The organism is Ralstonia sp. Ralssp135 (genome assembly GCF_047304345.1).
In the GTDB taxonomy this organism is placed as follows: domain Bacteria; phylum Pseudomonadota; class Gammaproteobacteria; order Burkholderiales; family Burkholderiaceae; genus Ralstonia; species Ralstonia chuxiongensis.
Map to the genome: position 1 here is coordinate 70,169 of NZ_JBGLYZ010000015.1, position 24,568 is coordinate 94,736.

The window sequence follows — 24,568 nt, forward strand, 5'->3', positions numbered from 1 at the left end:
GCGGTTCAGGTTCTCCGGTTCCGTTTTGATTTTTCCAAGTTCTCAAGTTCTTAGTCTTTCACGTAAAAGGGAGTCATCATGCAAGCATTTCTCGCCAACATCCAAGGTCTGACCGCCATCGGTATCGGCATCATCATTGGCCTGGGTGCTATCGGCGCCTGCCTGGGCATCGCACTGATGGGCGGCAAGTACATCGAAGCCTGCGCACGTCAGCCTGAACTGATGAACCCGCTGCAAACCAAGATGTTCCTGCTGGCTGGCCTGATCGACGCGGCATTCCTGATCGGCGTTGGTGTGGCCATGCTGTTCGCGTTCGCCAACCCGCTGCTGTCGGTCATCAAGTAATTCTTTTCGGTCTGCATGATGCCGGAGGCGGCCTGGGTGAACGCTACGCGTAACCCTCGCCGCTTCGTGCATTGATCCGTAGTCTCAATACCGAAAGGAACACACCATGAACCTGAACGCCACACTCGTCGCGCAGATGGTCGTGTTCTTCATCCTGTGGTGGGTTGTTGCCAAATTCATTTGGCCGCCCCTGGTGAAGGCGCTCGACGAACGCGCGAAGAAAATCGCCGATGGCCTGGCCGCTGCCGATAAGGGCAAGGCCGAGCTGGAGCTGGCCAACAAGCGGGTCGACCAAGCGCTGACCGAAGCGCGCAATGAAGGCGCGCAACGCATCGCGGACGCTGAAAAGCGCGCCCAGATGAGCGCCGATGAGATCAAGCAAAACGCCCAGGCCGAAGCCGCGCGCATCATCGCGCAGGCCAAGGCAGAAGCCGAGCAGCAAACCGTGCGCGCGCGTGAATCGCTGCGTGACCAGGTTGCTGTGCTGGCCGTCAAGGGTGCCGAGCAGATCCTCAAGCGTGAAGTCAATGCGCAGGTCCACGCCGATCTGCTCAATCAACTCAAGGCTGAGCTGTAATCATGGCAGAACTCGCAACCGTTGCCCGTCCGTACGCAGAGGCGCTGTTCCGCGTGGCGAAGGCCGGCAATCTGGGTGCATGGTCTGAGCTCGTGTCGGAAATGGGGCAAATTGCCGCCGTGCCCGACATGAAGGCAGTCGCCGATGATCCGAAGCTCTCCAAAGCCGATGTGGCGGGGATCTTCCTGTCGGCGCTGAAATCTCCGGTATCGCACGAAGCAAAGGAACTGGTTGGCCTGCTGGTGGCCAACAAGCGCCTGTCGTTGCTGCCGGAAATTGCCGCGCAATTCCATGTGCTGCGGAATGCCAGCGAAGGCGCCGCCGACGTCGAGATCACCAGTGCGTTCCCGCTTGAGGGCGCGCCCCTGACCGAACTGGTCGCCACGCTCGAACGCAAGTTCGGCAAGAAGCTGCAGGCTCACGTGAGCGTCGATCCTTCGTTGATCGGCGGCGTGCGTGTGCAGATTGGCGACGAAGTGCTCGACACCTCGGTGCGCGCGCGCCTGACGCAGATGCAGTCTGCGCTGACCGCCGCGTAATGCTGTTTCGCGAGGCGCCGATGCAATCGACGATATCGCGCTCGCAGACAGATTGAAGAATTAGGAGCATTCGATGCAACTGAACCCCTCCGAGATCAGCGACCTGATCAAGACCCGTATCGAGGGCTTGAAGGCTGGCGCTGACGCAAAGAACACCGGCACGGTCATCTCCGTGACGGACGGTATCTGCCGCATTCATGGCCTGTCGGGCGTGATGCAAGGCGAAATGCTGGAATTCCCGGGCAACACGTTCGGCCTCGCGCTGAACCTCGAGCGCGACTCTGTCGGCGCTGTGGTGCTGGGTGAGTACGAGCACATTTCCGAAGGCGACGAAGTCAAGTGCACGGGCCGCATTCTGGAAGTGCCGGTTGGCCCGGAACTGCTGGGCCGCGTGGTCAACGCACTGGGCCAGCCCATCGACGGCAAGGGCCCGATCAACGCCAAGAAGACGGACGTGATCGAGAAGGTCGCTCCGGGCGTGATCGCACGTCAATCGGTGAGCCAGCCGGTGCAGACCGGTCTGAAGTCGATCGACGCAATGGTGCCGATCGGCCGTGGCCAGCGTGAGCTGATCATTGGCGACCGTCAGACCGGCAAGACCGCTGTGGCAGTCGACGCCATCATCAACCAGAAGGGCAAGGGCATCTTCTGCGTGTACGTGGCAATCGGCCAGAAGGCTTCGACGATCGCCAACGTGGTGCGCAAGCTCGAAGAGCACGGCGCGCTGGAATACACGATCGTGGTGGCTGCTGCCGCTTCGGACTCGGCTGCCATGCAGTACCTGTCGGCCTACGCCGGCTGCACGATGGGCGAATACTTCCGCGACCGCGGCGAAGACGCCCTGATCGTGTATGACGATCTGACCAAGCAAGCTTGGGCGTACCGTCAGGTTTCGCTGCTGCTGCGCCGTCCGCCGGGCCGTGAGGCGTACCCCGGCGACGTGTTCTACCTGCACTCGCGTCTGCTGGAGCGTGCTGCACGTGTGAACGCCGAGCACATCGAGAAGATCACCAACGGTGAAGTCAAGGGCAAGACCGGTTCGCTGACCGCACTGCCCGTGATCGAAACGCAGGCCGGCGACGTGTCCGCGTTCGTTCCGACCAACGTGATCTCGATTACCGACGGCCAGATCTTCCTGGAAACCGACCTGTTCAACGCAGGTGTGCGCCCCGCAATCAACGCCGGTATTTCGGTGTCGCGTGTGGGCGGTGCTGCTCAGACCAAGGTCATCAAGAAGCTGTCCGGCGGTATCCGTACCGACTTGGCTCAGTATCGTGAACTGGCTGCGTTCGCGCAGTTTGCTTCCGACCTGGACGAAGCGACCCGCAAGCAGCTCGAGCGCGGCCGCCGCGTGACCGAACTGCTCAAGCAGCCGCAATACCAGCCGCTGCAAGTGTGGCAGCTGGCCGCGTCGCTGTACGCAGCCAACAACGGCTTCCTCGACAACGTGGACGTGAAGGACATCCTGGCTTTCGAAAAGGGCCTGCACGACACGCTGAAGACGAAGTACGCCGACCTCATCAACCGCATCGAAGATACGAAGGATCTTTCGAAGGAAGATGAAGCCGCCCTGCGTGCCGCGATCGAGGATTTCAAGAAGTCCGCCGCGTTCTAACCGCGTCATTCCCGAAACTGGTCGCGCGTAGCCAGCGTGACCAGGTTTGAACGGAGAGGAAGAAATGGCCGGAACAAAAGAAATCCGCACCAAGATCAAGAGCGTGCAAAACACGCGCAAGATCACCAAGGCGATGGAAATGGTCGCCGCATCCAAGATGCGCAAGGCGCAGGAACGGATGCGCGCTGCCCGCCCGTACGCCGAGAAGATCCGCAACGTGGCTGCGCACATGGCACTGGCCAATCCGGAGTACAAGCACCCGTTCATGGTTGCGCGCGACATCAAGCGTGCCGGCCTGATCGTGGTGACGACGGACAAGGGCCTTTGCGGTGGCTTGAACACCAACGTGCTGCGTGCCGTCACCACCCAACTGCGCGATCTGCAGAACAAGGGCGTTGAGACGCAAACCACCGCCATCGGTACCAAGGGCATGCAGTTCCTGGGCCGCGTCGGTGCGAAGGTGGTCTCGAACGTCGTGCATCTGGGCGACACGCCGCATCTGGAAAAGCTGATCGGCGCAATCAAGGTGCAACTGGACGCGTTCAACGCAGGCCAGATCGATGCCGTGTACCTCGCGTACACCCGCTTCATCAACACGATGAAGCAGGAGCCGGTGGTCGAGCAACTGCTGCCGCTGACCGCCGACAAGCTCGCGCAGAGCGACGCCGAGAAGCAGGCCTACTCGTGGGATTACATCTACGAGCCGGACGCACAGACGGTGGTCGACGAGCTGCTGATCCGCTACGTCGAGGCGCTGGTGTACCAGGCGGTGGCCGAGAACATGGCGTCCGAGCAATCGGCCCGGATGGTGGCGATGAAGGCGGCTTCGGACAATGCGAAGAACGTGATCGGCGAACTGCAACTGGTCTACAACAAGACCCGTCAGGCAGCGATCACGAAGGAACTGTCCGAAATCGTCAGCGGCGCAGCGGCAGTCTGATAGCCACGGCAAAGAATCAAGTTATTGGAGATACAAATGAGTATCGCAAACGGAAATATCGTGCAGTGCATCGGCGCCGTGGTGGACATTCAGTTCCCGCGCGACGCGATGCCGAAGGTCTACGACGCGCTGGTGCTGGACGACAGCAACGACGCTTCGTTCGCCGAGAAGGGCCTGACCTTCGAAGTGCAACAACAGCTGGGCGACGGCGTGGTGCGTACCATTGCGCTGGGTTCGTCCGACGGTCTGCGTCGCGGCATGCGCGTGGCGACCACCGGCGCGCCGATCTCGGTGCCGGTCGGTCACGGCACGCTGGGCCGCATCATGGACGTGCTGGGTCGTCCGATTGACGAAGCCGGCCCGATCGCCTGCGACGAAAAGCGCGCGATTCACCAGAAGGCCCCGAGGTTCGACGAGCTGTCGCCGTCGGTGGACCTGCTGGAGACCGGCATCAAGGTGATCGACCTGGTCTGCCCGTTCGCCAAGGGCGGTAAGGTGGGTCTGTTCGGTGGCGCCGGCGTCGGCAAGACCGTGAACATGATGGAGCTGATCAACAACATCGCCAAGCAGCACTCGGGCTTGTCGGTGTTCGCTGGCGTGGGCGAGCGTACCCGTGAGGGCAACGACTTCTACCACGAAATGAAGGACTCCAACGTGCTCGACAAGGTGGCCATGGTGTTCGGCCAGATGAACGAGCCGCCGGGCAACCGTCTGCGCGTGGCGCTGACCGGCCTGACGATGGCCGAGCGCTTCCGTGACGAAGGCCGTGACATCCTGTTCTTCGTCGACAACATCTACCGCTACACGCTGGCCGGTACCGAAGTGTCGGCACTGCTGGGCCGTATGCCTTCCGCCGTGGGCTATCAGCCGACGCTGGCTGAAGAAATGGGCAAGCTGCAGGAGCGTATTACGTCGACCAAGACTGGCTCGATCACGTCGATCCAGGCCGTGTACGTGCCTGCCGATGACTTGACCGACCCGTCGCCGGCAACGACCTTCCTGCACTTGGACTCGACCGTCGTGCTGTCGCGTGACATCGCTGCACTGGGTATCTACCCCGCAGTGGATCCGCTGGACTCGACTTCGCGCCAGCTCGACCCGCAAGTGGTTGGCCAGGAGCACTACGAAGTTGCCGACCGCGTGAAGAAGACGCTGCAGCGCTACAAGGAACTGCGCGACATCATCGCGATTCTGGGCATGGACGAACTGTCGCCGGAAGACAAGCTGGCCGTGGGCCGCGCTCGTAAGATCCAGCGTTTCCTGTCGCAGCCGTTCCACGTTGCAGAAGTGTTCACGGGCTCGCCGGGCAAGTACGTGCCGCTGAAGGAAACCATCCGCGGCTTCAAGATGCTGGTGGACGGCGAGTGCGATCACCTGCCGGAACAGGCGTTCTACATGGTCGGCTCGATCGACGAAGCCTTCGAGAAGGCCAAGAAGCTCCAGTAAGAGCAACGTCTGGCGCCGCGCGTAAGCCGGGGCCAGTACTGGCTTCCTGAAGCCCATTCAGGAAGCCGCTTTTCTGAGCAAAGGAATCGAGATGGCAACCATTCATGTAGACGTCGTCAGCGCTGAGCACGAGATCTTCTCCGGCAATGCCAAGTTTGTGGCCCTGCCCGGCGAAGCCGGCGAGCTGGGCATTCTGCCCGGTCACACGCCGCTGATCACGCGCATCAAGCCGGGCGCCGTGCGCATCGAGAAGGAAGATGGCGGCGAAGAGTTCGTGTTCGTTGCTGGTGGCATTCTCGAAGTGCAGCCGAAGAAGGTGACCGTGCTGGCCGATACCGCAATCCGCGGTCACGACCTGGACGAAGCCAAGGCGAACGAAGCCAAGCGTGCGGCCGAAGAGGCGCTGCAGAATCAAGGCAGCGACCTGGATCTGGCCCGTGCGCAAAGTGAACTGGCCGTGGCCGCTGCGCAGCTTGCAGCGATCGCCCGCCTGCGTCGCAAGCGCTAAGGCAAGTGTGTACCGGCCGGTGTCATCGGCCGGCGCAGACGAAAAAGCAGCCCCGAAGGGCTGCTTTTTTTTCGCCTGCGAACTGGCGCGGCACTTGGTCAGCGGTGCTCGCCTTCGCGCTTCTCATCACCGCGATTGCCTTGCGGATGCGGTTGGGCTTCATGGTGTTCCTGCCGTGGCGGTTGGGCCTGCGGTTGAGGTTGCGGCGGGCGCGCCTCAGGCGGACGCGGCTGGGCCTGCGGTTGCGGCGGGCGCATCTCAACATGCGGTTGCGGTGCGGGACGGGGGGCTTCCATATGCGGTTCCGGCCGACGCTGTTCAGGCTCCGGGCGTGCGCGCATCTGCGGCGGCTCGTTGTGCGGACGCTCCTGCATTGCCGGTGCGGGGTTGCTATTGAAGCGATTCGGCTCCTGGCCACTGCGCTGTGGTTGCGTTTGAGGATGCGGCGCCTGTGTGCCAGCCTGCGGCAGTTGCGGACGCGGCTCGAAGGCGCGGCGCTCGTCGCGCGGTGTACCTGGTGCGCCTTCGCGCTGCGGCGGACGTGTCGTCATGCCGGCCGGGCCTTGTGGCGCAGGCGCAGTCTGCGGTTGCGCCGGCCGCTCCTGCGGTGCGGCGGCGCCTGGCAAGGGGCGTGGACGGTTGATCGCGTCGGGGGCCATGAGGGCCCGCGGAGCCGGTCCAGGCTGGGCGCCATGCTGCGGCGGTGTGCCCTGCGGGTTCGGGGAGCCCATCAATCCTTGCGGACCATTCGGACCGCGTTGTTCCGCCGGTCGGACAGGCTCGGCGTGTGCGGCCCCGTTCGGTGCGGCGCGACTCAACCGTAGACCCGCTGCCTGCGCAGCCGCAGGTGCGGTCGGCACCTCCATTTTGGCGTGACCCCGCACCGGTGCAACGCGGGCGCCCACGTTGCCGCCCGTCCACGCCGGGCCTGCGCCCGGGAGCGCGCCGCCTTGAGAGCGGAAGCGTTCTGCCAACGCATCGTGTCCGCCTGCCGGTGTGGCGGGGGCGTGCACCGCAATTGCCTGACGTGTAAACGCCTGCGGCGGCGGCAACTGATGAGGCCCGCCGTTGGCCGCCGCGCCTACCAGGCTGGCACGCACCGGTGCCAGCGCCGGCGTCGACACAAACTGCGCGTGCGCCATCTGCGCGCGCAGTTGCTCCGGCCGCAGATGCGTCATGGCAGGGCCGACCGGCTGGCCGTTCACGAACGTCTTGGCCGGCACTGCCGTCAGTGCGGCGGGGTTGTTTGCGTTGACATAGGTGACCCGGTTCACGTTTCGAACGTTGGTCACGTTGGTGGTGTTGTTGATGATGGTCTTGTTGACCGTGACGTTGTTCACCACCACCGTGCGGTTGATGTTCGTCACGTACGTCGGGCTGGCCGCGTACACGGGGCGATATGCCTCGCCCGGCGCCAGCGGGAACCACGCCACACCCGGCGAGCCGATCGAGATGTTGATCCCCCAGCTCACGCCGCCGCCACCTCCGCCGCCCACGAAACCAACGAGTGCCGGCGCATAGACCGGACGCGGCACCACCGGCCCGGGCACCCAGCACCAAGTGGAGCCGACATACGCCCAACGGCCGTAGTGGAAAGGCGCGAAACCCCACGGCGCGTCATCGACCCATGTCCAGCCCCAGGGCGCCACCCACGCCCAATGGCCTGTGCGATATGGGGCCCAGCCGGCGGGCACGGCGCGCGGTACCCACACGGCGCCATAGCCGTCTTCTTCACGCCATGAGCCGTTGTCGTCGAGGGCTTCATAGCCAGTCATTTCACGACCGACGTAGCGGGCAGAGACGGATGCGTCTTCGCGGGCATCGCGCGATTCCGCCCAGCGGTCGAAGGCGTCGCGCCCGGGGTTGTCGGTGCCGCCGGCCTCGGCGAGGTCGGTGCCGCCAAAGCGGATTTGCTGGCCCGCGCCCAGCGGAGTGGAGCGGTCATCGCCGTAGGCCGTGCCCTGGCCGTGCCACACGGTGACGGTCGTGCTTGAGCCATCGGGGGCGACATCGAGACGGTATTCGCCCGGTGCCTGTGGCGTGAACGCAAGGTTGGGCGTGTCGATCTCGATGGTCTGGTCGGCGGGCAGCGAACGCACGCGAACCGACAGGGCGCCTTGGGTGAGTTTCACCTGGGTGTTGCGGTCGTCCAAGTCGACGAGCGTGGCGCCAGTGTTCTGGCCCAGCCGCAGCGCCGTGGACCCGACGTGCAGCTCGCTGTGGCTGCCCTGGTCCGACCACAGGCGGTCACCTGTGGTGAGCGGGCGGTTGAGCGAGGCGCCGGCCCAGTCATCGGAGCCGGCGGGCGCGAAGCTCACCGTGCCGGAAAAGTCCGACAGCCGCGCCACCCGCGAGGCCGGATCGGCGGCCATCGCGGCCTGCGCACCGCAGACAAGCAATACGGCGGCAACGCCCACCGCGCGCAACATATGCGGCAGCCGTACACCGGAGAGGGGAGAACGACGGGAAACATTGGACATGATGAGCCCTCGTTTTTATGGCGGCCTGTGCCGCGTGGATGTCTCCATTTAACGCGGCAGGCGTCGAGGGGTCGACTTGGCTTTGTAAGAGCGTGTTTCCTGGCGCGGGAAGCCGACACACAAGTCAGCCGCCTCCAGAGCGCGCTGGGGAAGGGCGGGAAGCAGGCGGGCAGGCGCGCGAATGGCGCGCACAAAAAAAAAGCGCGCGGGCCGGGGAGCACCGCGCGGACGGGAAATCCCTTCGAGGGGTCAATTCGAAAGGAGGGGGTAACCTTGCACCGTGGATCGTGTCGTCGCCATCGTGTCGGAGGAATGACCGTTTGGGGCGCGATATGGCGCACAACAATTGGACACAAACGCTGGGGTGCGAAGGCATTTTGGGTGACGGGCTCGCCCTGAGGCGTAACAAAGTGTGTCGGATTGCAATCGAATGCAAGCGCTGTAAAGGCCGCTTGGTGTGCATGCAAGAGCGCCTGGAGGGCCTGCTCAGGGAACGCCTGCTGCACCCGCACAGTCCCAGCACTTTGCCGCTTAGGCAGACGAGGCTTGGAGAAAGGCGAACCAGCGGGGTGTGTCCTAGTCTGGGGTGTCGGTTTCATAGGAGGGAGGCATGCACAGGCATGCGATGCACCATGTGTTGCAGAAGTCGGTGGGCGCGGGCGTTTTTGTTACCTTGATGGGGGCACTGGGCGCGGCCGGGGGCGCACAGGCCGGCACCGAAGCGGCCTCTGCTCCGCCTGCAACGCCGGCGAGTGCGCCTGCCGCCTCCGCACCTGTTGCTTCTGCGCCAACTGTCCCTCTTGCAAAAACGAAAGAGCAGTCCGAGCGTCCCGCCGGCAGTTTCTGGCAGGGCGCGGTGGGAAAGGGCGCCGACAGCCCCGGTTGGAACGTGTGGTTGAACGTGTACGACCCGCCACCCAAAGAGCAGGACAAAGACAAGGATCCGGTGGCCGACACACTGACCGGCGAAGCCTACGATGACCGCCCCCAGGGCCGCGCCTTATGGACCATCGAAGGGCGCAACGTGCCCGAGCGCCGCTTCGTGTGGCGCGAACATGCAGAAACGCTCGATGCGGCCGGCCAGTCCGTCGTGCGCGACGGCGGCACGCTCTCCGGTGCGTTCTCGGCCGACGGCGCCACCGCTACTGGCACCTGGAGCGACGGTGGCCGCAGCCAGCCCTTCACGTTAAAGCGCGTGGCGCGCTATCAGGAGGCCACGGGCGCCTCCGGCCAGGCCAAGCTGACCGAGCGCTATCCGGTGACGGGCGATGCCGCCATCGATGCGCTGATCCAATCGCTGCGCGTGCGCAAGTGCGACCAATACGACACCGAATGCGTCATCCGCATCAGCGCCGTCGGCCTGGGCGACACCGTGAGCCTGTTGCGCATGGTGTGGGCCTACAGCGGCGGGGCGCACGGCAACTACAGCTTCACAGCCGGCAACTGGCGACGTAGCGCGCAGGGCTTTCAGCCGATTGCCTTGGCAGATGTGCTGAACCCCACATCCGCGTGCCTGCAGAGCTTCAACACGCAGATTGTCGATGCGCTCAAGCGAGAAGGCGCACCCGATGCGCCGCGCGGCGCGCTCAAGGAGCGCGATCTGCGTAACGCCGCGTTTCCGTTTACGCTGCAAGGTGACCGCATCGTCGTGCACTACGGGCCGTATGAGGTCGGCCCGTATTCGTCGGGGGCGTTCCGTGCCGCCGTGCGCGTCGATGACCTGGGCTCCGCCTGCAAGCGGCCCACAACCTGATTGCCTCTGCACCGCCAACCATGTCTGCCAATCCTTCCTACGTCGACGAGCAAGCCACCATGCGCCGGCTGCTGTCCGGCAAGACCATCGCCGTGGTCGGGCTGTCGCCGCGGGCGACGCGGCCCAGCTATGACGTGGCGCGCTATCTGCAGCAGGCCGGCTATCGCATCGTGCCCGTCAACCCGCAGCACGCGGGCGAAGACGTGCTCGGCGAACCTTGCTACGCCACGCTCACCGAAGCGGCGACGACGCTTGCCGCCGCCGGCCAGCGCATCGATCTGGTCGATATCTTCCGGCGCTCAGAACAGGTTCTGCCCGTCGTGCAGGAGGCCGTGACGCTCGGCGTGGGAGGCATCTGGGTGCAGCTCGGCATCGTGAATGACGAGGCGATGGCCGTGGCGCGCAACGCCGGCATTCCGGCCGTGCAAGACCGCTGCACGAAGATCGAACACTGGCGACTCGGTATCGGCGAGCAAAAATGAACGCCGGCCCCACGGCCTTGTGACAAACACGATGGCGCAAAGGGCAGAGGTTTCGTCGACGACCGCGCCGATCACTTCCTGACGGATCAAGGGAGTTCAGCCAACCTGGCGCGCTACACTCTGGCGGTCATCGCATCCTGCTTACATCATGGCCGTCGATCCGCAAATCCTGCAGTTCTACCAACGCCTTGCCGAACAGTTCGGCGCCTTGCCCCCGCCTGAAGATGCACCCGCGCAGCGCGCGCGCTTTGAGGCGATTGCTGCGGTATCCGACCGCCCCGATCCTGATGGTGTTGAGGTTTCAGACCTCAGCCTGCCGCTCGCGGGACGCACGCTCGACGCCATCGTCTTTCGTCCAAGAGGCGTGACCACGCCGCGCCTGCTGGTGTGGTTCCACGGTGGCGGCTGGGTGGTTGGCGCGCCGCGCACAACGCATCGCATGCTCGCCGCATTGGTGGCGCAAGACACGGGCTGTGCCGTTGTGAGTGTCGATTACCGCCTTGCGCCCGAGCATGCATTTCCTACGCCGGCGGACGATGCACGCGATGCGCTCGCGTACTTGGCCGAGCAGCGCGCGGACCTCGACTTCGATCCGGACTTCCTGGCGGTGGGCGGCGACAGTGCGGGCGGCCATCTTGCGGTGCAGGCCGCGCAGGGCATGCGCCCCGGCCTCGTGAATGCGCAGTTGCTGCTGTACCCCGTTACCACGCCCGCATTTGGTAGCGAAAGCTACAACGCGTTTGCACAAGGCCCCGGCCTCACGCGTGACGAAATGCGCTGGTACTGGGAGAAATACATCGGTGCAGACGCCCTCGCCAAGCCGCTCGCCGAGCACGACCCACGCATCTTCCTGATGGCGCGTGCGCCGGCCTATACGCCGCCGGACACCGTTGTCATCGTGGCCGCGCACGACGTGTTGCGCGACGATGGCCTGCAATACGCCGACTACCTCGTGCAGCACGGCGCGCAGGTTATCACCATCGAAGCCTCCGGCATGACGCACGCCTTTGCGCGCATCCAGTTCGAAGCAGAGCGCGCACGCGAATGGATGCGCCGCGCAGCGCATGCATTCGTCGGGATGATCAGCGGGGAATAAGCAGGGCGGGACTAACGCGTGGGCGTGCGGCGCGGGCGGAACGCGGCGAGCACCCGGCGTGTGACAAACAGCGAGAGATAGTCGTGCACGCTGGCATCTGCGGCCAATGTGCGCATTGTCTGCATGTACTGCTCGCGGACGAGATCAGCCGGTGCGCCGGTGTCCTGTGCGATCTGGTGGATCTGCTCGTCCTGGTCTGCGATGGCGGTACCCATGTTTGCTTTCCGGTCGTTGCTTTGGCAGTGACGCGCGGGCTGACTTGCGCGGCGAGTGACCACTATAGGAAACGCGTCGAAACAATCCAGCCTTGTTGCAAAGCTTTCAACGGGTCACCTGCGCGGCATCAAAACGGTGCTGTTGCCAGTGCAGAGACTGCACCCGGCAATGATCATTTGCCCCAGTTCGCGGGCATGCTCTGCAGGCCGATGGCGGCGCCCGACGTATCGGTCACGCGTGCCAGTTCGCGATACGCAATCGCCTGCACGCGCTCGGGCAGCGGCACGAATTTCGCACGCGCGGCCAGCTCGTCGCCGTGGAAGTAACCCCACGTCAGGAACTTCAGCGCGGCCAGCGTACGCGGCCCCGATGCGCTGACTGCCGGCACGACGATGAAGGTGCCCATGGTGATCGGCCACGTCTCGGCACCCGGCAGGTTGACCAGCGGCGCGGTGAAATCCCCCTTGCGATTCCACGCGCTTTGCATCACGGCCTCGCGGAAACCGCTCACCTGCGCGCTGACAAAGCGGCCGGCCACGTTGCGTAGCTGCACGCCGCTCAGGTCGTTGTCGAGGATGTAGTTGTAGTCGACATAACCAATGGCTCCGGATGTAGCCTGCACCGCTTTGACCACATCGCCGCTGCCCTTTGCGGCTGTGAACCCCGCCGGCCAGTTGATGGTCGATTTGGTGCCGTAAGCGCTTTTCCAATCGGCGCTGACTGCGCTCAGATAATCGGTGAAGTGGTACGTCGTGCCTGAGCCATCGGAGCGCACCACGGGATGGATCTTCAGCTTGGGCAGCGTCACGCCCGGGTTCAGCGCACGCAGCTCCGGCGCATCCCAGCTCTCGATCTTGCCGAGGAAGATCTGCGCCAGCAGTTCACCTGTCAGCTTGAGCTGACCGCGCGGCACGCCTGGCACGTTCACAAACGGCACCGCTCCTGTCACCACCGACGGCACGCAGACGAGGCCTGCCTTGGCAGCCTCCGCGCTGGAGAGCGGCACGTCAGACGCACCAAAATCCACCGCGCCCGCGCGAATGCGCTTCAGGCCTTCTCCTGAACCTACCGCGTCATAGCTGAGCGCAACGCCCGACGATGCGGCATACCCCGCCGCCCAGACGCGATAGACCGGCGCAGCGGCGGTCGAACCTGCGCCGCGCACATCGGCGCGCGCGAGGAGCGGCAAGCCCGCAGCCGCAATGGCGAGGGCGAGAACAACGTGCTTGAACATGGGGAGAGCTGCGGACTGCAGAAGACGCGAAGCGTGCGATTGTAGCGACGCGCCTGTGACAGCACGGCGTGCAGCCCCGATAGGGCCCATCTACAACATGGGGATCTGTTGTAAGACGTTCCGCAAACGTTGGGCGGAGTAGGGGGTGGGATCGGCGGTTTTGTTTAGGGCTCGCCGATCCCGGGCCATCGGTCAGGCGACGGCGCTGGCTGCATCGGCCTTGATCAGGCCCTCGGCCGTCAACGCTTCAATCACCTGCGGCCGCGCGCCCACCCGCGCCATATACGCCTGCACGTTCGGATACGCGCTCATCGGCAGCGCCAGGAAGTTCGTCCAGTTCAGCACCGCAAAGGCATAAGCGTCGGCCACGCTGTACGTGTCGGCCAAGTACGGCTGTTTGGCGAAGCGTGCGTCGAGTTCGGCAAAGCGCTTGGCGAGCTTGTCCTTGGCGCCCTGGCGGGTGGATTCCGGCGTTTCCTTGTACCAGAGCGGCCCGAAGCCCTTGTGCAGCTCGGTGCTCACAAACGTGAGCCATTCGATCACGGCCAAGCGGTGCGCGCTGCCTGGCTTGCCGATCAGGGCCTGCGCCGGGTCGAGGTCGGCCACGTATTGCAGCAGCGCGGCGGCTTCGGTGTGGCGCGAGCCATCGGCCAGCTCCAGCAGTGGCACGTAGCCGCGCGGCGAGATCGTGTAGAAATCTGTGCCGTCGGCGGTGACATGCTTGGCAAGGTCAACGGCGGTCAGGTCAAACTGCACACCCACTTCGCGCAGGGCGATATGAACGGCCAGCGAGCAGGCGCCGGCGGAGTAGTAGAGCTTCATGGTTGTCATCTCGTGAACGGGTTGGGAAGCCGCCGACGGCGGCGGTGACGACACTGTAGGATTGCGTCGGTGCCAACGAAATAGGCGGAGCAGCAAATCATGCTTGCACAGACGCAATACCGATTAAGCGCGGCAGACCTTGAGATCGTGCTGGCGATGGTGCGCACGGGCACGCTGGCGGCGGCCGGCGAGCGGCTTGGCGTGGATGCATCCACCGTGTTCCGGTCATTGCAGCGCATCGAGCGCGGGCTGGGGGCCACGCTGTTTGCGCGTTCGCGTACGGGCTATCTGGCGGGGGACTTGGCGCAGGCCCTGGCCGAACAGGCCGAGCAGGTGGAGTCCGCGCTCGAGGCCGCGCGATCGGCGGTGCATGCGGTGCCGGATCAGGTGTCAGGCACGGTGCGCATCACCACCACGGACACGATCTTGGTCGGCATGGTCGCGCCCGCGTTGAAGGCGTTGCAAGCCGAGCACCCGAATCTGAGTTACGACCTTCGTGTGAGCAACGAGCTGGCCAGCCTGACCCGGCGCGATGCCGACATTGCCGTGCGGGCCACGCGGCGCCCGCCGCAGCATCTGGTGGGCAAACACATCGGGTCGATTCGCGTGGGGCTGTATGCGGGGCGCACGAGCGGCATCACCTACGCCGATGTCGAAGCCGGCCGCACGCCGTGGTTCGCCATTGACGACGCGATTCCAGATCACCCGTCGGTGAGTTGGCGCAAGCGGCATTTCCCCAAGGTCATGCCCACGTACTTCGTCAACAGCCTGCAGATCGCGGCCGAGATGGTGGGGATGGGTATGGGCGTCGGGATCCTGCCCGTGGTGATGGCGCAGGAGCGCAGCGATCTGGTGGCGCTGAGGGATCTGCAAGATGCCAATCAATCAGAGTTATGGCTGCTGACGCATCCGGAATCGAGGCACTTGCGGCGGATTGCCGTGGTGTATGGCCACCTGGCGCAGACGTTGCGTTTGCCCTGATTCAGTTGGCTGCAACGGCCGGTGCGATTGGCTGCTCTTCGGGAATGAGCGCGGCGCGGCGGCGCAAATCCTCCGTCGTGTCGCCATTGCCATCGGGCCGCCAGCCTGGCGGGCGGAACAGATAGCCGAGCACTTCGCTGGCCGAGCGCGCAGTCTTCAGGTCTTGCCACAGCCCGCGCCAATGTGCGAATTCGATCACCAGCAGGTTGTATGTGCGCATCGGGTGCACGAGGCCGTACCGGCAGGGCACGTTCTTGCGCTCGGGGATGTACGTGCCGAACAGCCGGTCGAACACGATCAGCACGCCGCCGTAGTTGCCGTCGAGGTATTCGAGGTTGGATGCGTGATGCACGCGGTGTGCCGACGGCGTGTTGAGCACCCATTCCAGGGGCCCCAGGCGGGGGATCCACGTGGCGTGAATCCAGAACTGGTACAGCAGATTGAGCGAAAGCAGCATCAGCACGATGCGCGGCGGCATGCCCAGCAGCGGCGCCAGCGCAAAGAAGGCGAGCGTGCCAGTCAACCGTCCTGTCCAGCCGAAGCGGTAGGCCGCCGACAGGTTCAGGTCATTTGGCGAATGGTGGATGGCGTGCGTACACCAGAACCAGCGCACGCGGTGCGCGGCGCGGTGGTACCAGTAGTAGCAGAACTCCTGGCCGAGAAAGCATGCGGCCCAGCCCGTCCAGTGGTCCATCGGCAGTGTCCACAAACGATGCTGGTAGACCCATTCCAGGCCTTGCATCCAGAACGCCAGCGGCACCAGCCAGCGCAGTGGGTACTCGCGTACCAGGAAATCCACCACCGACACGCCGGCGGCCTTCCAGTCGTAGTTGGTCCAGCCGTTTCTCAAGGACAGCACGATCGCCTCGGCCAGTGACGACACCAGCACGAGCACGACGGCAATCTTCAGGATGGTGAACAGCACGGCCATGGCGCGGGGCTCCCGGCTCCGTAGGAATGCCAGCGACGGTACTGCAAACGATGCCGGGGCGGCAATTGGGGCCGACGCCGGGGCCTCTTACAACGTATTCAGCGCCCCCAGGTGTTGTTGCGGTTGTGCAGAAAGATGTGCACGCCGCCGCTCTTGTCTTGCGCCACCCCGGCGCTGCCCCAGGGGTAGCGCGTCAGGCCGCCCGGGTCCTTGCCGAGTTTGCTGGCGATCCAGCGGCGGTGCCGTTCTTCCACGACGTCGATGTCGTCGTACGAGACCGGCTGCGCCAGCTCGACGAATACGCTGACGAGCGCATCGGCCTCAAACCGTAGGCTGACGGTCACGGGCGTGGCGTCGTCCAGCGCAGCCACTGTTGCGAATTGGCAGGGAACGTCTTTCCCCTCGACGCTCACGGAGCGCACGGGCCCGACTGCAAAGCGTGCCGGCAGGGCATCGGCTTTTGTCTGCGGCGTGATGCGGATGTCAGCGAACCGGATGTCGCCGGTGGCGGGGTCGATGTGGAGGGCGTCGTGCATGGGCTTCAGTTTCAGGGGAATGAATTGCCTGGGCAGTCATGTGGGGCGTTTCCTTTTATAGCAGTCATCCCCTCGTGGGGGCGGGTTTCGCCGGCTCAAGTTCGCCTGCGCGGTGCCGTAGCAGTTTGGAGTGGCCCCCGACAGCCGGCAGTCGGATCTGGAGGGCGCTACGGCAAATACCGTACGCAGTCAGATTCATGGAAAACGTTTGGCCTAGAAGAATCATGATCTCCTCTCTCCGCACCCGAATTCTCCTCATCTCATCGGTCACCGTAGTCGGTGCCCTGGCGTTGTCCGGCGCCGCCACCTATTCCATCGTGCGCTCCAACACGATGGAATCGATCGAACAGAATCTCGCTGCCATCACCAGCGCCAACACCCTCGTCATCGACAAATGGGTGGCCGCCAAAGCGCGTGCCGTAAAGACCACTGCAGACGTCGTCGAGCATGGCGATCCGCGCGGCCTGGTCAAGCACATGGGCGACGCCGATGGCTTTCCCATCACCACCATCGGCTGGACCGACAAATCGTTCCTGTCTACCAGCGCCACCACGCCCAAAGACTACGACCCAACGGTCCGCCCCTGGTACAAGGAGGCCATTGCAGCCGGCAAGCTGCTGGTCACCAAGCCCTACGGTGACGTGGCTACGGGCGTGAAATACGTATCGTTCTCTGCCCCGCTGATCCGCGGTGGCGAAGCCACCGGCGCGGTGAGCGGTGCCGTGCCGCTGGATCGCGTCCGCGACGTGGTGGCTGCGGTGCATCCGACGCCGTCGAGCCTCGCGTTTGTCGTGGCAAAGGACGGGCAAGTCATCGCCCACCCCGACGCCAAGCTGATGCTCAAGCCGGTGTCCGATGTGTCGGCGGCGCTCAATGCCGATGTGCTGGCATCGCTCGCCAAAGCCAATGCTCCGCTGGAAGTGGAACTTGCTGGCGCGCCGAAGCTGCTGAAGGCACAGGCCGTGCAAGGCACCGACTGGAGCCTGGTGATCGCGCTGGACAAAGCCGAGGCCACCGCGGGTTTGCGCAGTGTCGTACGTGCCCTGGCCGTCGCCATCGTGCTGCTGACACTTGCCGCGCTGGGCATCGCCGCGTTCTTCACGTCGCAGTCGTTCCGCCGCCTGTCGCAGGTGCGTGATGCGATGGACACCATCGGCTCCGGCGGCGGTGACCTCACGCACCGCCTGCCCGTGGTCGGCAACGATGAAGTCGCGCAGATCAGTGCCTCGTTCAACACGTTCATCGACAAGATTGGCGAAGTGCTGCTGGAAGTGCGCGCCAGCGTTGACAGCATGAAGTCCGCCACCGGCGAGATCGAAGCGGGCAACCGTGACCTGTCCAACCGCACCGAAGTCTCGGCCAGCAACTTGCAGGAAACCTCTGCCGCGTTGACCGAACTGACGACCAGCGTGAAGAACTCCGCCGACGCGGCCGTTCAGGCCACGCGCCTGGCCAGCGACGCCAGCGATGCCGCCACGCGCGGCGGCGACGTGGTCTCTAGCGCGGTCAGCACGATGGACGAGATTGCCAAATCGTCGGCGCGCATCACCGAAATCATCGGCGTGATCGACAGCATTGCGTTCCAGACCAACATCCTCGCGCTGAACGCCGCGGTGGAAGCCGCCCGTGCCGGCGAGAACGGCCGCGGCTTTGCCGTGGTGGCCGGCGAGGTGCGCACGCTGGCGCAACGCAGCGCTACGGCCGCCCGCGAGATCAAGGACCTGATCCAGGCATCGGAAGCCAGCGTGAAGACCGGCGCGCAACGCGTGCAGGCCGCCGGCGCAACGATGCAGGAGATCGTGCAGGGCATCGAGCGTGTCGCGCGCATCATCGGCGAAATCGACGGCGCGATGCACGAGCAAAGCACCGGTATCAGCCAGATCGATCGCAGCGTCGCCGAGATGGACCAGGCTACGCAGCAGAACGCCGCGCTGGTGGAGCAGTCGACGGCTGCATCGTCGATGCTCAACGAGCAAGCGCAAGGCTTGGCACGCACGGTCGGGCTGTTCAAGCTGCGCAGCGCCTGACGCGCCTTACCCCTCTTCAACGCGCCCGGGCCGGGTGCTCCTTTGCCTAGAATGGAGCCCCGGCAACTTCTCCCGCGCCTCTCGCCTTCGGCGGACGTTGCCTGACCTCAACGCTTCGCCGGTATGCCCAATGTGCTGATCCTCGGTGGCCGCGCGCCGGTGGCGCTCGACCACGCTCGCCGCTTTGCCCACCAGGGGTGGACGGTCTGCATTGCCGACAGCATTCCGTGCCAGATCAGCGGCGCCTCTCGGGCCGTCGCGGCCACCTTTCGCATTGCATCGCCACGTCATGCGCCGGCGCAGTTTGCGGCGGACCTTGCACGCATCGTGAACGAACGGTCCATCAATCTGGTGGTGCCGACTTGCGAGGAAGTCTTTTTCGTATCGCGTTATCGGCATCACTTGCCGAACCACGTGCGGGTGCTGGCCGAGGACTTCGACAAGCTGCGTGCGGTGCACAGCAAATGGCAGTTCCTGGAACTTGCGCAGGATTGCGGCGCGGATGTGCCGGTCTCTGCGCGGGTGCGCACGTTGGCTGAAGCGCGCGCCTGGGCAGGCGGGCGCCCGATCGTGCTCAAGCCGGAGTTCTCGCGCTTTGGCGTGCATGTGCGCCTGTATCGCAACGGCATTCCCGACGATGCACCGCCGCTGGCCGACCTGGGCGCGTGGGTGGTGCAGACGTTGGTGGCGGGGCAGGAATTCTGCTCGTACAGCGTGGCCGATCGCGGCCGACTTGTGGCCCATGCGCTGTATCGCCCCGATTGGCGTATGTCGACGAGCGCGAGTTTCTATTTCGCGCCCGCGCGCATCGACGCGGTACGCAATTTCGTTGCCAACTTTGCGCGCAAGCTTGATTTCACGGGGCAGCTCTCGTTCGACTGGATCCAGCAGGCCGATGGCCGCGTGAGCCCGCTTGAATGCAACCCGCGCGGCACCAGCGGCTGCCACCTGTTTGGCCTTGACGATGCACTGCCCGCCGCGCTGGCCGGCACGCTCGACGGTTGTATCGAACCGTCGCCGGGTGTGCCGCGCATGGCGGCTGCGGTAATGGCATCGGCGGGGCTGTTCGATGCGGTGCGCCACGGCAGGCTGCGCCAATGGCGCCAGGACTGGCGTGCCGCCACCGACGTCATCGCCACGCCGGGCGACCGCGGCCCGCTGTGGGGCGGCGTCTGCGATCTTGCCGCGTATGCGCGCATGGCTATCGCGCAGCGTTGCAATATGCGCGAAGCTGCCACGCAAGACATCGAGTGGGACGGCCAGGAGCTACCCGAGGTATGAATGCCCCCGGCGCCGTGCCGCATGCGTGCTTTGCCGACAAGGCGGGCGCGTTCCTGCACGTGCATCGCGGGCAGGCGTCGCTGCCGTTCGTCGCCAATCTGGTGACGCAGGTCGACGTGGTGGAGGCCGGCGGTTTGCCACTGCCGGTCACGATCAACGACGGGGAGGATCGCGCCGGTCATGCCGAGAATGCCTGGGTCTGCTCGCCCATCACCACGTATGGCCGCTATGCGGCGGAAGAGTCCGAGCGGTTGATGCCGCGCGTGCTCCGGCCGCTCTTGCGCGGTGCGATTGGGCTGGCCGATGCGTGGATGCGGCATGCGCAGCTGGACCGGGCGGTGGCTGTCAACAACTGGTTGGTCAGTACGAACCTGTATCCACCGGCGGCGGCTTTTGATCTGGATGTGTTGGTGCATACATGCCGCGACCGGTGGCCGGATCGCGCGATCTGGCTGCGTTCGCTCAATACATTGCAGCATGCCGATTGGCTGCGCGCCGCCACGTCGGCCGGCTTTGCGTTGATTCCCACGCGGCAGGTCTATGTGTTCCGGAATCTGCGCCGCACGCGCCAGCACCAGAACCTGCGCCGCGACCTGCAATGGCTGGACAAGACGCCGCTGACGTTCGTGCCGCACGACGCCTTTACCGACGCCGATTTCGCCCAGGCCGAGCGGCTGTATGCGCAGCTCTATCTCGACAAGTACTCGACGCTGAACCCGCGCTATACGGCTGCGTTCATGCGTGCATGGCACGCGGCGGGGTTGCTCGACTGCGCGGGCTTTCGTGATGCGCATGGTGTGCTGCGCGCGGTGGTCGGCGTGTTCGGCCAGGGGCCGCTGCTGACCGCGCCCATCGTCGGGTATGACACGACGTGGCCGCAGCATGCGGGGCTGTATCGGCTGCTGATGGCGCACGTGCTGCGCACCACGATCGCGCGTGATGCGGAGCTGAACCTGAGCGCCGGCGCCGCCCACTTCAAGCGCCTGCGCGGTGGCGTGCCGGCCATTGAGATGAGCGCCGTGTACTGCCGGCATCTGCCGCCCGCCACGCGCCGCGCCATTGCCGTGCTGCGTAACCTCACGACCCGGATCGGCGTGCCGATCATGCAACGCTTTCAGTTATGACTGCCTGGAATTCCACGCTGCTGCGCGGTTGGTATCCCGTTGCCGAAGCGCGCCGCCTGCGCGACAAGCCGATGCGCGTGACCGTATTTGGTCGTGCGGTGGTGCTCGCGCGTTTGCCTTCGGGCAGCCTGCTCGCGCTTGATGACCGCTGCCCGCATCGGCATGTGCCGTTGTCCGATGGACAGCTCGTCGGCGAGACACTTCAGTGCAAGTATCACGGCTGGACGTTCGGCGCCGACGGCCGCTGCACCGCCATGCCGGGTATGTGCCCGGGCGCGGCTGTGCCCGCCGTGCAAGTGAACGCGTGGCAGGTCTTCGAGCACGACGGGCTGATCTGGCTGAGCGCACGGGCGCCAGGTGAAGCCGCCCCCGCAGCATTGCCGGCGTTCCTGAATTGCTTGCCGGCCGGCAGCCGCCGCTTTCTGTGGAGCACGTTGTGGCATGCGCGCCCGGTTGATGCGCTGGAGAATTTTCTCGACCCGCTGCACACGCACCTTGTGCATCCTGGCCTCGTGCGCAGGCACGGCGCGCGCCAGCCCGTGACGGTCACGCTTACGCAATCGGCTGAGGGGCTGCAGGTGACTTACGCCGGCCAGGCGCAGCAAAGCGGTCTGCTCTATCGGCTGTTCGAATCGCCGCGTTCGATGGAGCGCGCGCACTTCGGCACCGCCGCGCCTGCCTCGGCCCAGCTCGAATACCGCTACGCCAACGGCAGCGCGCTGTACTTCACGCTGCATTTCACGCCCGAAGACGAAATGCGCACGCGCGTGTTCGGCACGCTGCATGTGGAAAAGCGCTGGGCGCCTGCCTGGGCCGTGCGTGCATTCGTCTGGCCGTTCCTATATCGGGTGGCTGAGCAGGACCGCCGGGCGGTCGAAGCGCAGGCTGCCAATAGCGTGCGCTTTGGCCGGCAGGACGGCATCTCCACCGAGCTCGACCTTGTGCGACCCATGCTCGATGCCGTGTGGATGCCCAATGGCAAGCCCGTGGAGCCGGGCGAGCGGATGATGCAGATGTGGCTGTAGCGCACCACGCCGTTACATTGACCGTCCGTCGAAGTGGGTGACCGGCACGCTGGCCAGATCGATATCTTCCAGGCAGCGGACGTTGACGGCAATCATTGGTGTGCCGTCGGGCATGACGCCTTCGGCATACGGATGGATGCCGCAAGTCGGGCAGAAGCGGTGTTTGATCACATGCTTGCGGAAGAGATAGGTGCTGGCGTTGTCTTCCGGCGTGAGCAGCCGCACCTTGTCGGGCGCCACGAACCACAGCAGCGAACCCTTGCGCTGGCAGATCGAGCAGTTGCACGCCATCGCACTTTCCGGATGACCTTCAACTTCGAACGCGACGTTTCCGCAGTGGCAGCTTCCCTTGTGTGTCATGCCGGTCTCCTTGTGGCGTGTTTGTGGTGGATGTGGCGCCGTCCCACTATAGGCGAGCCGGTCCGCGCACGATGCCCGCTTTCTCGGGAATCGCCCTAGGTCTCTGCCTCCGTGGAGCGATGCGACAATCGCCGCGAGTCGACCACACGAACGCCCCACGGATCGCCGCGCCTTGACGGCGACCGCGTCACGAGGAGCCATCATGCATCGCCATCGTCCTGTTGCTGTGATCCGGGCGGTTTCTGCCGCCGCCATCTTTGCCGGCTGCGCCGGTGCGTTTGCGCAAGCGTCGGAACCGGCGGCGGTTCCTCCCTCGGCGCCACCGCTCTCGGCGCAGATCATCAACATGGGCGGCATGACGCCGGACGAGATCGGCCCCGTCATCGCCGAGATGGGTACGCTGCGCACGAAGACGCTGGTGACGGCGGCCAACGGCACGGTCGGCATCCAGGTGGGCACCGTGGCCAGGCACACGCATACGTACTCGGACGAGATCCAGTACGTGATGTCGGGCACGGCCACCGTCTGGCTCGACAACGCGCCGCGCGAGGTGCGGGCGGGTGATCTGATCGTGATTCCACGAGGCGTGGTGCACGGAACGCTGACGACCAGCACGGATTTCAAGGCGATGGCGATCAAGCTGCCGCCGCAGCGTGCGGGCGATACGCACAAGGTGCCGTGATATCTGCAGCGTGATCTGCGACATGTTGGCCTGGGTCAGGGCGGGATAAAAACACCATCCCTTACAATGGCGCCCTCCTAAAGAGTCCATCGCCATGTCCGCCCCGCTCGCCAACGACACCTTCCTGCGCGCCCTGCGCCGCCAGCCCACCGACTACACGCCGCTGTGGCTAATGCGCCAGGCGGGCCGCTATCTGCCCGAGTACAACGCCACGCGCGCGCGGGCCGGCAGCTTTCTCGGCCTGGCTAAGTCGCCGGCGTATGCGACGGAAGTGACGCTGCAGCCGCTGGATCGCTATCCGCTGGACGCGGCGATTCTGTTCTCCGACATCCTGACCGTGCCTGATGCCATGGGCCTGGGCCTGTCGTTTGCGCAGGGCGAGGGCCCGCGCTTTGCCAAGCCGGTGCGCACGGAAGCCGATGTGGCGGCGCTGTCGGTGCCGGACATGTCGTCGCTGCAATATGTGTTCGATGCCGTGGCGGAAATCCGCCGCGCGCTGGTGCAGGACGGCCGCCAGCGTGTGCCGCTCATCGGTTTCTCGGGCAGCCCGTGGACGCTCGCCTGCTACATGGTCGAAGGCGGCGGCTCGGACGATTTCCGCACCGTCAAGTCGATGCTCTACGCGCGCCCGGACCTGATGCACCGCATCCTGGAGATCAACGCGCAGGCCGTCATCGACTATCTGAACGCGCAGATTGATGCCGGTGCCCAGGCAGTGCAGGTGTTCGATACCTGGGGCGGGGCGCTGGCCGATGGCATCTACCAGGAGTTTTCGCTGGCCTACATGGCGCGCGTGGTGAAGGGTATTCGCCCCGGGGCCGACGGCCAGCGCGTGCCGGTCATCCTGTTCACCAAGGGCGGTGGCCTGTGGCTCGAAGCCATGGCCGAGACCGGTGCCGACGCGCTGGGCGTGGACTGGACCGTCAACCTGCAGCTCGCCCGCCAGCGAACGGCAGGGCGCGTTGCCCTGCAGGGCAACCTGGACCCGACGGTGCTGTTTGCCGAGCCGGACGCCATTCGCGCCCAAGCGCGCCGCGTCCTGGAAGATTACGCAGCCAGCGGCGACAGCGACGGCCACATCTTCAACCTCGGCCATGGCATCTCGCAGTTCACGCCACCCGAAGCGGTGACGGTGCTGGTGGACGAGGTGCACAGCTTCAGCCGCGCACTTCGCACCAAAGCGAAGTAACACGTATAGATCAATGCTGCGGTGCGATAGCGTTTGAATTGGGCCGCAGTTGTGCGTGAAGCCGGGGGCACGGGTGGAATCTTCGCCGCTTTGGTGCAGTCGGGGTGAGTGACTGCTCGCCTGCGGGTGGCCCCATCTGGCGCCAAAAGGGTGTCAAGCGATTTATTTCGCGCTTTCTGGTGCGTAAGTCGGCTGTCAAGACTTGACTTATGCACAAAGCTGTCGCGGCTGGTTCTTTCCGCGGCGCAACAGGGCAGGCTGTGTGCATCCAACGCATAAGTGTTTGATTTTTATAAAAGAAAGCCGCGTGCGCGTAAATCGTGCAAGCTAGAAAAACGGTGAATCCATTGGCCTGCGCGGGCGCGGCAGGCGACTTTTC

The 24,568-nt window shown here is 64.9% G+C and carries 24 protein-coding genes; 17 read left to right on the top strand and 7 right to left on the bottom strand.

The annotated features are described in order from the left end of the window. Nucleotides 1-78 precede the first annotated feature (78 nt). From atpE to ACCD03_RS12725, 7 genes are all read left to right on the top strand, one after another. Nucleotides 79-345 (top strand): F0F1 ATP synthase subunit C, encoded by a 267-nt coding sequence (gene atpE, locus ACCD03_RS12695; RefSeq protein ID WP_003262709.1) that lies wholly within the window; start codon nucleotides 79-81, stop codon nucleotides 343-345. A gap of 106 nt (nucleotides 346-451) precedes the next feature. After that, nucleotides 452-922 (top strand): F0F1 ATP synthase subunit B, encoded by a 471-nt coding sequence (locus ACCD03_RS12700; protein WP_045205302.1) that lies wholly within the window; start codon nucleotides 452-454, stop codon nucleotides 920-922. A gap of 2 nt (nucleotides 923-924) precedes the next feature. Continuing rightward, entirely contained in the window at nucleotides 925-1,461 is a 537-nt protein-coding gene (locus ACCD03_RS12705; protein ID WP_009239555.1) for a F0F1 ATP synthase subunit delta, read from the top strand. 73 nt (nucleotides 1,462-1,534) lie between these two features. After that, a complete protein-coding gene (gene atpA / locus ACCD03_RS12710; protein WP_045205304.1) occupies nucleotides 1,535-3,076 on the top strand; it encodes a F0F1 ATP synthase subunit alpha in 1,542 nt (513 codons plus the stop codon). 64 nt (nucleotides 3,077-3,140) lie between these two features. Further along, nucleotides 3,141-4,016 (top strand): F0F1 ATP synthase subunit gamma, encoded by an 876-nt coding sequence (atpG, locus tag ACCD03_RS12715; protein ID WP_004628636.1) that lies wholly within the window; start codon nucleotides 3,141-3,143, stop codon nucleotides 4,014-4,016. Between the two features lie 42 nt (nucleotides 4,017-4,058). Beyond that, on the top strand, nucleotides 4,059-5,462 hold the full coding sequence (gene atpD, locus ACCD03_RS12720) for a F0F1 ATP synthase subunit beta (RefSeq protein ID WP_045205355.1): 1,404 nt from the start codon (nucleotides 4,059-4,061) through the stop codon (nucleotides 5,460-5,462). A 91-nt stretch (nucleotides 5,463-5,553) separates the two neighbouring features. Continuing rightward, nucleotides 5,554-5,970 carry a F0F1 ATP synthase subunit epsilon gene (locus tag ACCD03_RS12725; protein ID WP_325653796.1) on the top strand — a complete coding sequence of 139 codons (417 nt, stop codon included), beginning with the start codon at nucleotides 5,554-5,556 and terminating at the stop codon, nucleotides 5,968-5,970. A 98-nt stretch (nucleotides 5,971-6,068) separates the two neighbouring features. Here the strand turns inward: ACCD03_RS12725 and ACCD03_RS12730 are convergent, their stop codons facing one another. Then, complete coding sequence (locus tag ACCD03_RS12730) at nucleotides 6,069-8,450, bottom strand: DUF6600 domain-containing protein (protein WP_413411826.1); 2,382 nt, start codon at nucleotides 8,448-8,450, stop codon at nucleotides 6,069-6,071. A 610-nt stretch (nucleotides 8,451-9,060) separates the two neighbouring features. Here ACCD03_RS12730 and ACCD03_RS12735 point away from each other — a divergent pair. From ACCD03_RS12735 to ACCD03_RS12745, 3 genes are all read left to right on the top strand, one after another. Continuing rightward, nucleotides 9,061-10,203: an RsiV family protein gene (locus tag ACCD03_RS12735; protein WP_413411828.1), complete on the top strand. Its 1,143-nt coding sequence runs from the start codon at nucleotides 9,061-9,063 to the stop codon at nucleotides 10,201-10,203. Between the two features lie 20 nt (nucleotides 10,204-10,223). After that, complete coding sequence (locus ACCD03_RS12740; protein ID WP_413411830.1) at nucleotides 10,224-10,685, top strand: CoA-binding protein; 462 nt, start codon at nucleotides 10,224-10,226, stop codon at nucleotides 10,683-10,685. Between the two features lie 148 nt (nucleotides 10,686-10,833). Then, nucleotides 10,834-11,781, top strand: a complete 948-nt coding sequence (locus tag ACCD03_RS12745) for an alpha/beta hydrolase (RefSeq protein WP_413411832.1) — start codon at nucleotides 10,834-10,836, stop codon at nucleotides 11,779-11,781. A gap of 11 nt (nucleotides 11,782-11,792) precedes the next feature. Here ACCD03_RS12745 and ACCD03_RS12750 read toward each other — a convergent pair whose 3' ends face one another. The 3 genes from ACCD03_RS12750 to gstA all read right to left on the bottom strand — a co-directional run bounded on the left by ACCD03_RS12750 (nucleotide 11,793) and on the right by gstA (nucleotide 14,053). Beyond that, nucleotides 11,793-11,996: a DUF3562 domain-containing protein gene (locus tag ACCD03_RS12750; RefSeq protein ID WP_024977239.1), complete on the bottom strand. Its 204-nt coding sequence runs from the start codon at nucleotides 11,994-11,996 to the stop codon at nucleotides 11,793-11,795. Nucleotides 11,997-12,169: 173 nt separating this feature from the next. Beyond that, a complete protein-coding gene (gene pstS, locus ACCD03_RS12755) occupies nucleotides 12,170-13,231 on the bottom strand; it encodes a phosphate ABC transporter substrate-binding protein PstS (RefSeq protein WP_413411835.1) in 1,062 nt (353 codons plus the stop codon). 192 nt (nucleotides 13,232-13,423) lie between these two features. Next, the gene (gstA, locus tag ACCD03_RS12760; protein WP_413411836.1) at nucleotides 13,424-14,053 is read right to left on the bottom strand and encodes a glutathione transferase GstA; all 630 of its coding nucleotides are present in this window, start codon (nucleotides 14,051-14,053) and stop codon (nucleotides 13,424-13,426) included. A gap of 99 nt (nucleotides 14,054-14,152) precedes the next feature. On the opposite strand from gstA, the gene ACCD03_RS12765 reads away from it, so the two are divergent. Then, nucleotides 14,153-15,034: a LysR family transcriptional regulator gene (locus ACCD03_RS12765; protein ID WP_045205311.1), complete on the top strand. Its 882-nt coding sequence runs from the start codon at nucleotides 14,153-14,155 to the stop codon at nucleotides 15,032-15,034. Between the two features lies 1 nt (nucleotide 15,035). Here the strand turns inward: ACCD03_RS12765 and ACCD03_RS12770 are convergent, their stop codons facing one another. Then, the gene (locus tag ACCD03_RS12770) at nucleotides 15,036-15,965 is read right to left on the bottom strand and encodes a sterol desaturase family protein (protein ID WP_253535738.1); all 930 of its coding nucleotides are present in this window, start codon (nucleotides 15,963-15,965) and stop codon (nucleotides 15,036-15,038) included. A 98-nt stretch (nucleotides 15,966-16,063) separates the two neighbouring features. Continuing rightward, on the bottom strand, nucleotides 16,064-16,501 hold the full coding sequence (locus ACCD03_RS12775) for a hypothetical protein (RefSeq protein WP_413411839.1): 438 nt from the start codon (nucleotides 16,499-16,501) through the stop codon (nucleotides 16,064-16,066). A 224-nt stretch (nucleotides 16,502-16,725) separates the two neighbouring features. On the opposite strand from ACCD03_RS12775, the gene ACCD03_RS12780 reads away from it, so the two are divergent. From ACCD03_RS12780 to ACCD03_RS12795, 4 genes are all read left to right on the top strand, one after another. Then, nucleotides 16,726-18,528, top strand: a complete 1,803-nt coding sequence (locus tag ACCD03_RS12780; protein WP_045205314.1) for a methyl-accepting chemotaxis protein — start codon at nucleotides 16,726-16,728, stop codon at nucleotides 18,526-18,528. 123 nt (nucleotides 18,529-18,651) lie between these two features. Continuing rightward, nucleotides 18,652-19,809 carry an ATP-grasp domain-containing protein gene (locus ACCD03_RS12785; protein ID WP_413411841.1) on the top strand — a complete coding sequence of 386 codons (1,158 nt, stop codon included), beginning with the start codon at nucleotides 18,652-18,654 and terminating at the stop codon, nucleotides 19,807-19,809. Then, nucleotides 19,806-20,933: a hypothetical protein gene (locus ACCD03_RS12790; protein WP_413411842.1), complete on the top strand. Its 1,128-nt coding sequence runs from the start codon at nucleotides 19,806-19,808 to the stop codon at nucleotides 20,931-20,933. Before ACCD03_RS12785 ends, ACCD03_RS12790 begins: the two co-directional genes overlap by 4 nt. Next, the gene (locus ACCD03_RS12795) at nucleotides 20,930-21,958 is read left to right on the top strand and encodes a Rieske 2Fe-2S domain-containing protein (protein WP_413411843.1); all 1,029 of its coding nucleotides are present in this window, start codon (nucleotides 20,930-20,932) and stop codon (nucleotides 21,956-21,958) included. Before ACCD03_RS12790 ends, ACCD03_RS12795 begins: the two co-directional genes overlap by 4 nt. A gap of 12 nt (nucleotides 21,959-21,970) precedes the next feature. Here the strand turns inward: ACCD03_RS12795 and ACCD03_RS12800 are convergent, their stop codons facing one another. Then, entirely contained in the window at nucleotides 21,971-22,318 is a 348-nt protein-coding gene (locus ACCD03_RS12800; protein WP_045205317.1) for a GFA family protein, read from the bottom strand. Nucleotides 22,319-22,520: 202 nt separating this feature from the next. Here ACCD03_RS12800 and ACCD03_RS12805 point away from each other — a divergent pair, with 202 nt between their 5' ends. Together ACCD03_RS12805 and hemE are read left to right on the top strand one after the other, a co-directional pair. Then, the gene (locus tag ACCD03_RS12805; protein WP_413411845.1) at nucleotides 22,521-23,000 is read left to right on the top strand and encodes a cupin domain-containing protein; all 480 of its coding nucleotides are present in this window, start codon (nucleotides 22,521-22,523) and stop codon (nucleotides 22,998-23,000) included. A 94-nt stretch (nucleotides 23,001-23,094) separates the two neighbouring features. Further along, nucleotides 23,095-24,189: a uroporphyrinogen decarboxylase gene (hemE, locus tag ACCD03_RS12810; protein ID WP_413411847.1), complete on the top strand. Its 1,095-nt coding sequence runs from the start codon at nucleotides 23,095-23,097 to the stop codon at nucleotides 24,187-24,189. The last annotated feature ends 379 nt before the right edge of the window (nucleotides 24,190-24,568 follow it).

Bases quoted from the DNA above. Each gene is read 5' to 3' on its own strand.
- atpE (WP_003262709.1), top strand. From the start codon at position 79: ATGCAAGCATTTCTCGCCAACATCCAAGGTCTGACCGCCATCGGTATC.
- ACCD03_RS12700 (WP_045205302.1), top strand. From the start codon at position 452: ATGAACCTGAACGCCACACTCGTCGCGCAGATGGTCGTGTTCTTCATC.
- ACCD03_RS12705 (WP_009239555.1), top strand. From the start codon at position 925: ATGGCAGAACTCGCAACCGTTGCCCGTCCGTACGCAGAGGCGCTGTTC.
- atpA (WP_045205304.1), top strand. From the start codon at position 1,535: ATGCAACTGAACCCCTCCGAGATCAGCGACCTGATCAAGACCCGTATC.
- atpG (WP_004628636.1), top strand. From the start codon at position 3,141: ATGGCCGGAACAAAAGAAATCCGCACCAAGATCAAGAGCGTGCAAAAC.
- ACCD03_RS12725 (WP_325653796.1), top strand. From the start codon at position 5,554: ATGGCAACCATTCATGTAGACGTCGTCAGCGCTGAGCACGAGATCTTC.
- ACCD03_RS12730 (WP_413411826.1), bottom strand. From the start codon at position 8,450: ATGTCCAATGTTTCCCGTCGTTCTCCCCTCTCCGGTGTACGGCTGCCG.
- ACCD03_RS12735 (WP_413411828.1), top strand. From the start codon at position 9,061: ATGCACAGGCATGCGATGCACCATGTGTTGCAGAAGTCGGTGGGCGCG.
- ACCD03_RS12740 (WP_413411830.1), top strand. From the start codon at position 10,224: ATGTCTGCCAATCCTTCCTACGTCGACGAGCAAGCCACCATGCGCCGG.
- ACCD03_RS12745 (WP_413411832.1), top strand. From the start codon at position 10,834: ATGGCCGTCGATCCGCAAATCCTGCAGTTCTACCAACGCCTTGCCGAA.
- ACCD03_RS12750 (WP_024977239.1), bottom strand. From the start codon at position 11,996: ATGGGTACCGCCATCGCAGACCAGGACGAGCAGATCCACCAGATCGCA.
- pstS (WP_413411835.1), bottom strand. From the start codon at position 13,231: ATGTTCAAGCACGTTGTTCTCGCCCTCGCCATTGCGGCTGCGGGCTTG.
- gstA (WP_413411836.1), bottom strand. From the start codon at position 14,053: ATGAAGCTCTACTACTCCGCCGGCGCCTGCTCGCTGGCCGTTCATATC.
- ACCD03_RS12765 (WP_045205311.1), top strand. From the start codon at position 14,153: ATGCTTGCACAGACGCAATACCGATTAAGCGCGGCAGACCTTGAGATC.
- ACCD03_RS12770 (WP_253535738.1), bottom strand. From the start codon at position 15,965: ATGGCCGTGCTGTTCACCATCCTGAAGATTGCCGTCGTGCTCGTGCTG.
- ACCD03_RS12775 (WP_413411839.1), bottom strand. From the start codon at position 16,501: ATGCACGACGCCCTCCACATCGACCCCGCCACCGGCGACATCCGGTTC.
- ACCD03_RS12780 (WP_045205314.1), top strand. From the start codon at position 16,726: ATGATCTCCTCTCTCCGCACCCGAATTCTCCTCATCTCATCGGTCACC.
- ACCD03_RS12785 (WP_413411841.1), top strand. From the start codon at position 18,652: ATGCCCAATGTGCTGATCCTCGGTGGCCGCGCGCCGGTGGCGCTCGAC.
- ACCD03_RS12790 (WP_413411842.1), top strand. From the start codon at position 19,806: ATGAATGCCCCCGGCGCCGTGCCGCATGCGTGCTTTGCCGACAAGGCG.
- ACCD03_RS12795 (WP_413411843.1), top strand. From the start codon at position 20,930: ATGACTGCCTGGAATTCCACGCTGCTGCGCGGTTGGTATCCCGTTGCC.
- ACCD03_RS12800 (WP_045205317.1), bottom strand. From the start codon at position 22,318: ATGACACACAAGGGAAGCTGCCACTGCGGAAACGTCGCGTTCGAAGTT.
- ACCD03_RS12805 (WP_413411845.1), top strand. From the start codon at position 22,521: ATGCATCGCCATCGTCCTGTTGCTGTGATCCGGGCGGTTTCTGCCGCC.
- hemE (WP_413411847.1), top strand. From the start codon at position 23,095: ATGTCCGCCCCGCTCGCCAACGACACCTTCCTGCGCGCCCTGCGCCGC.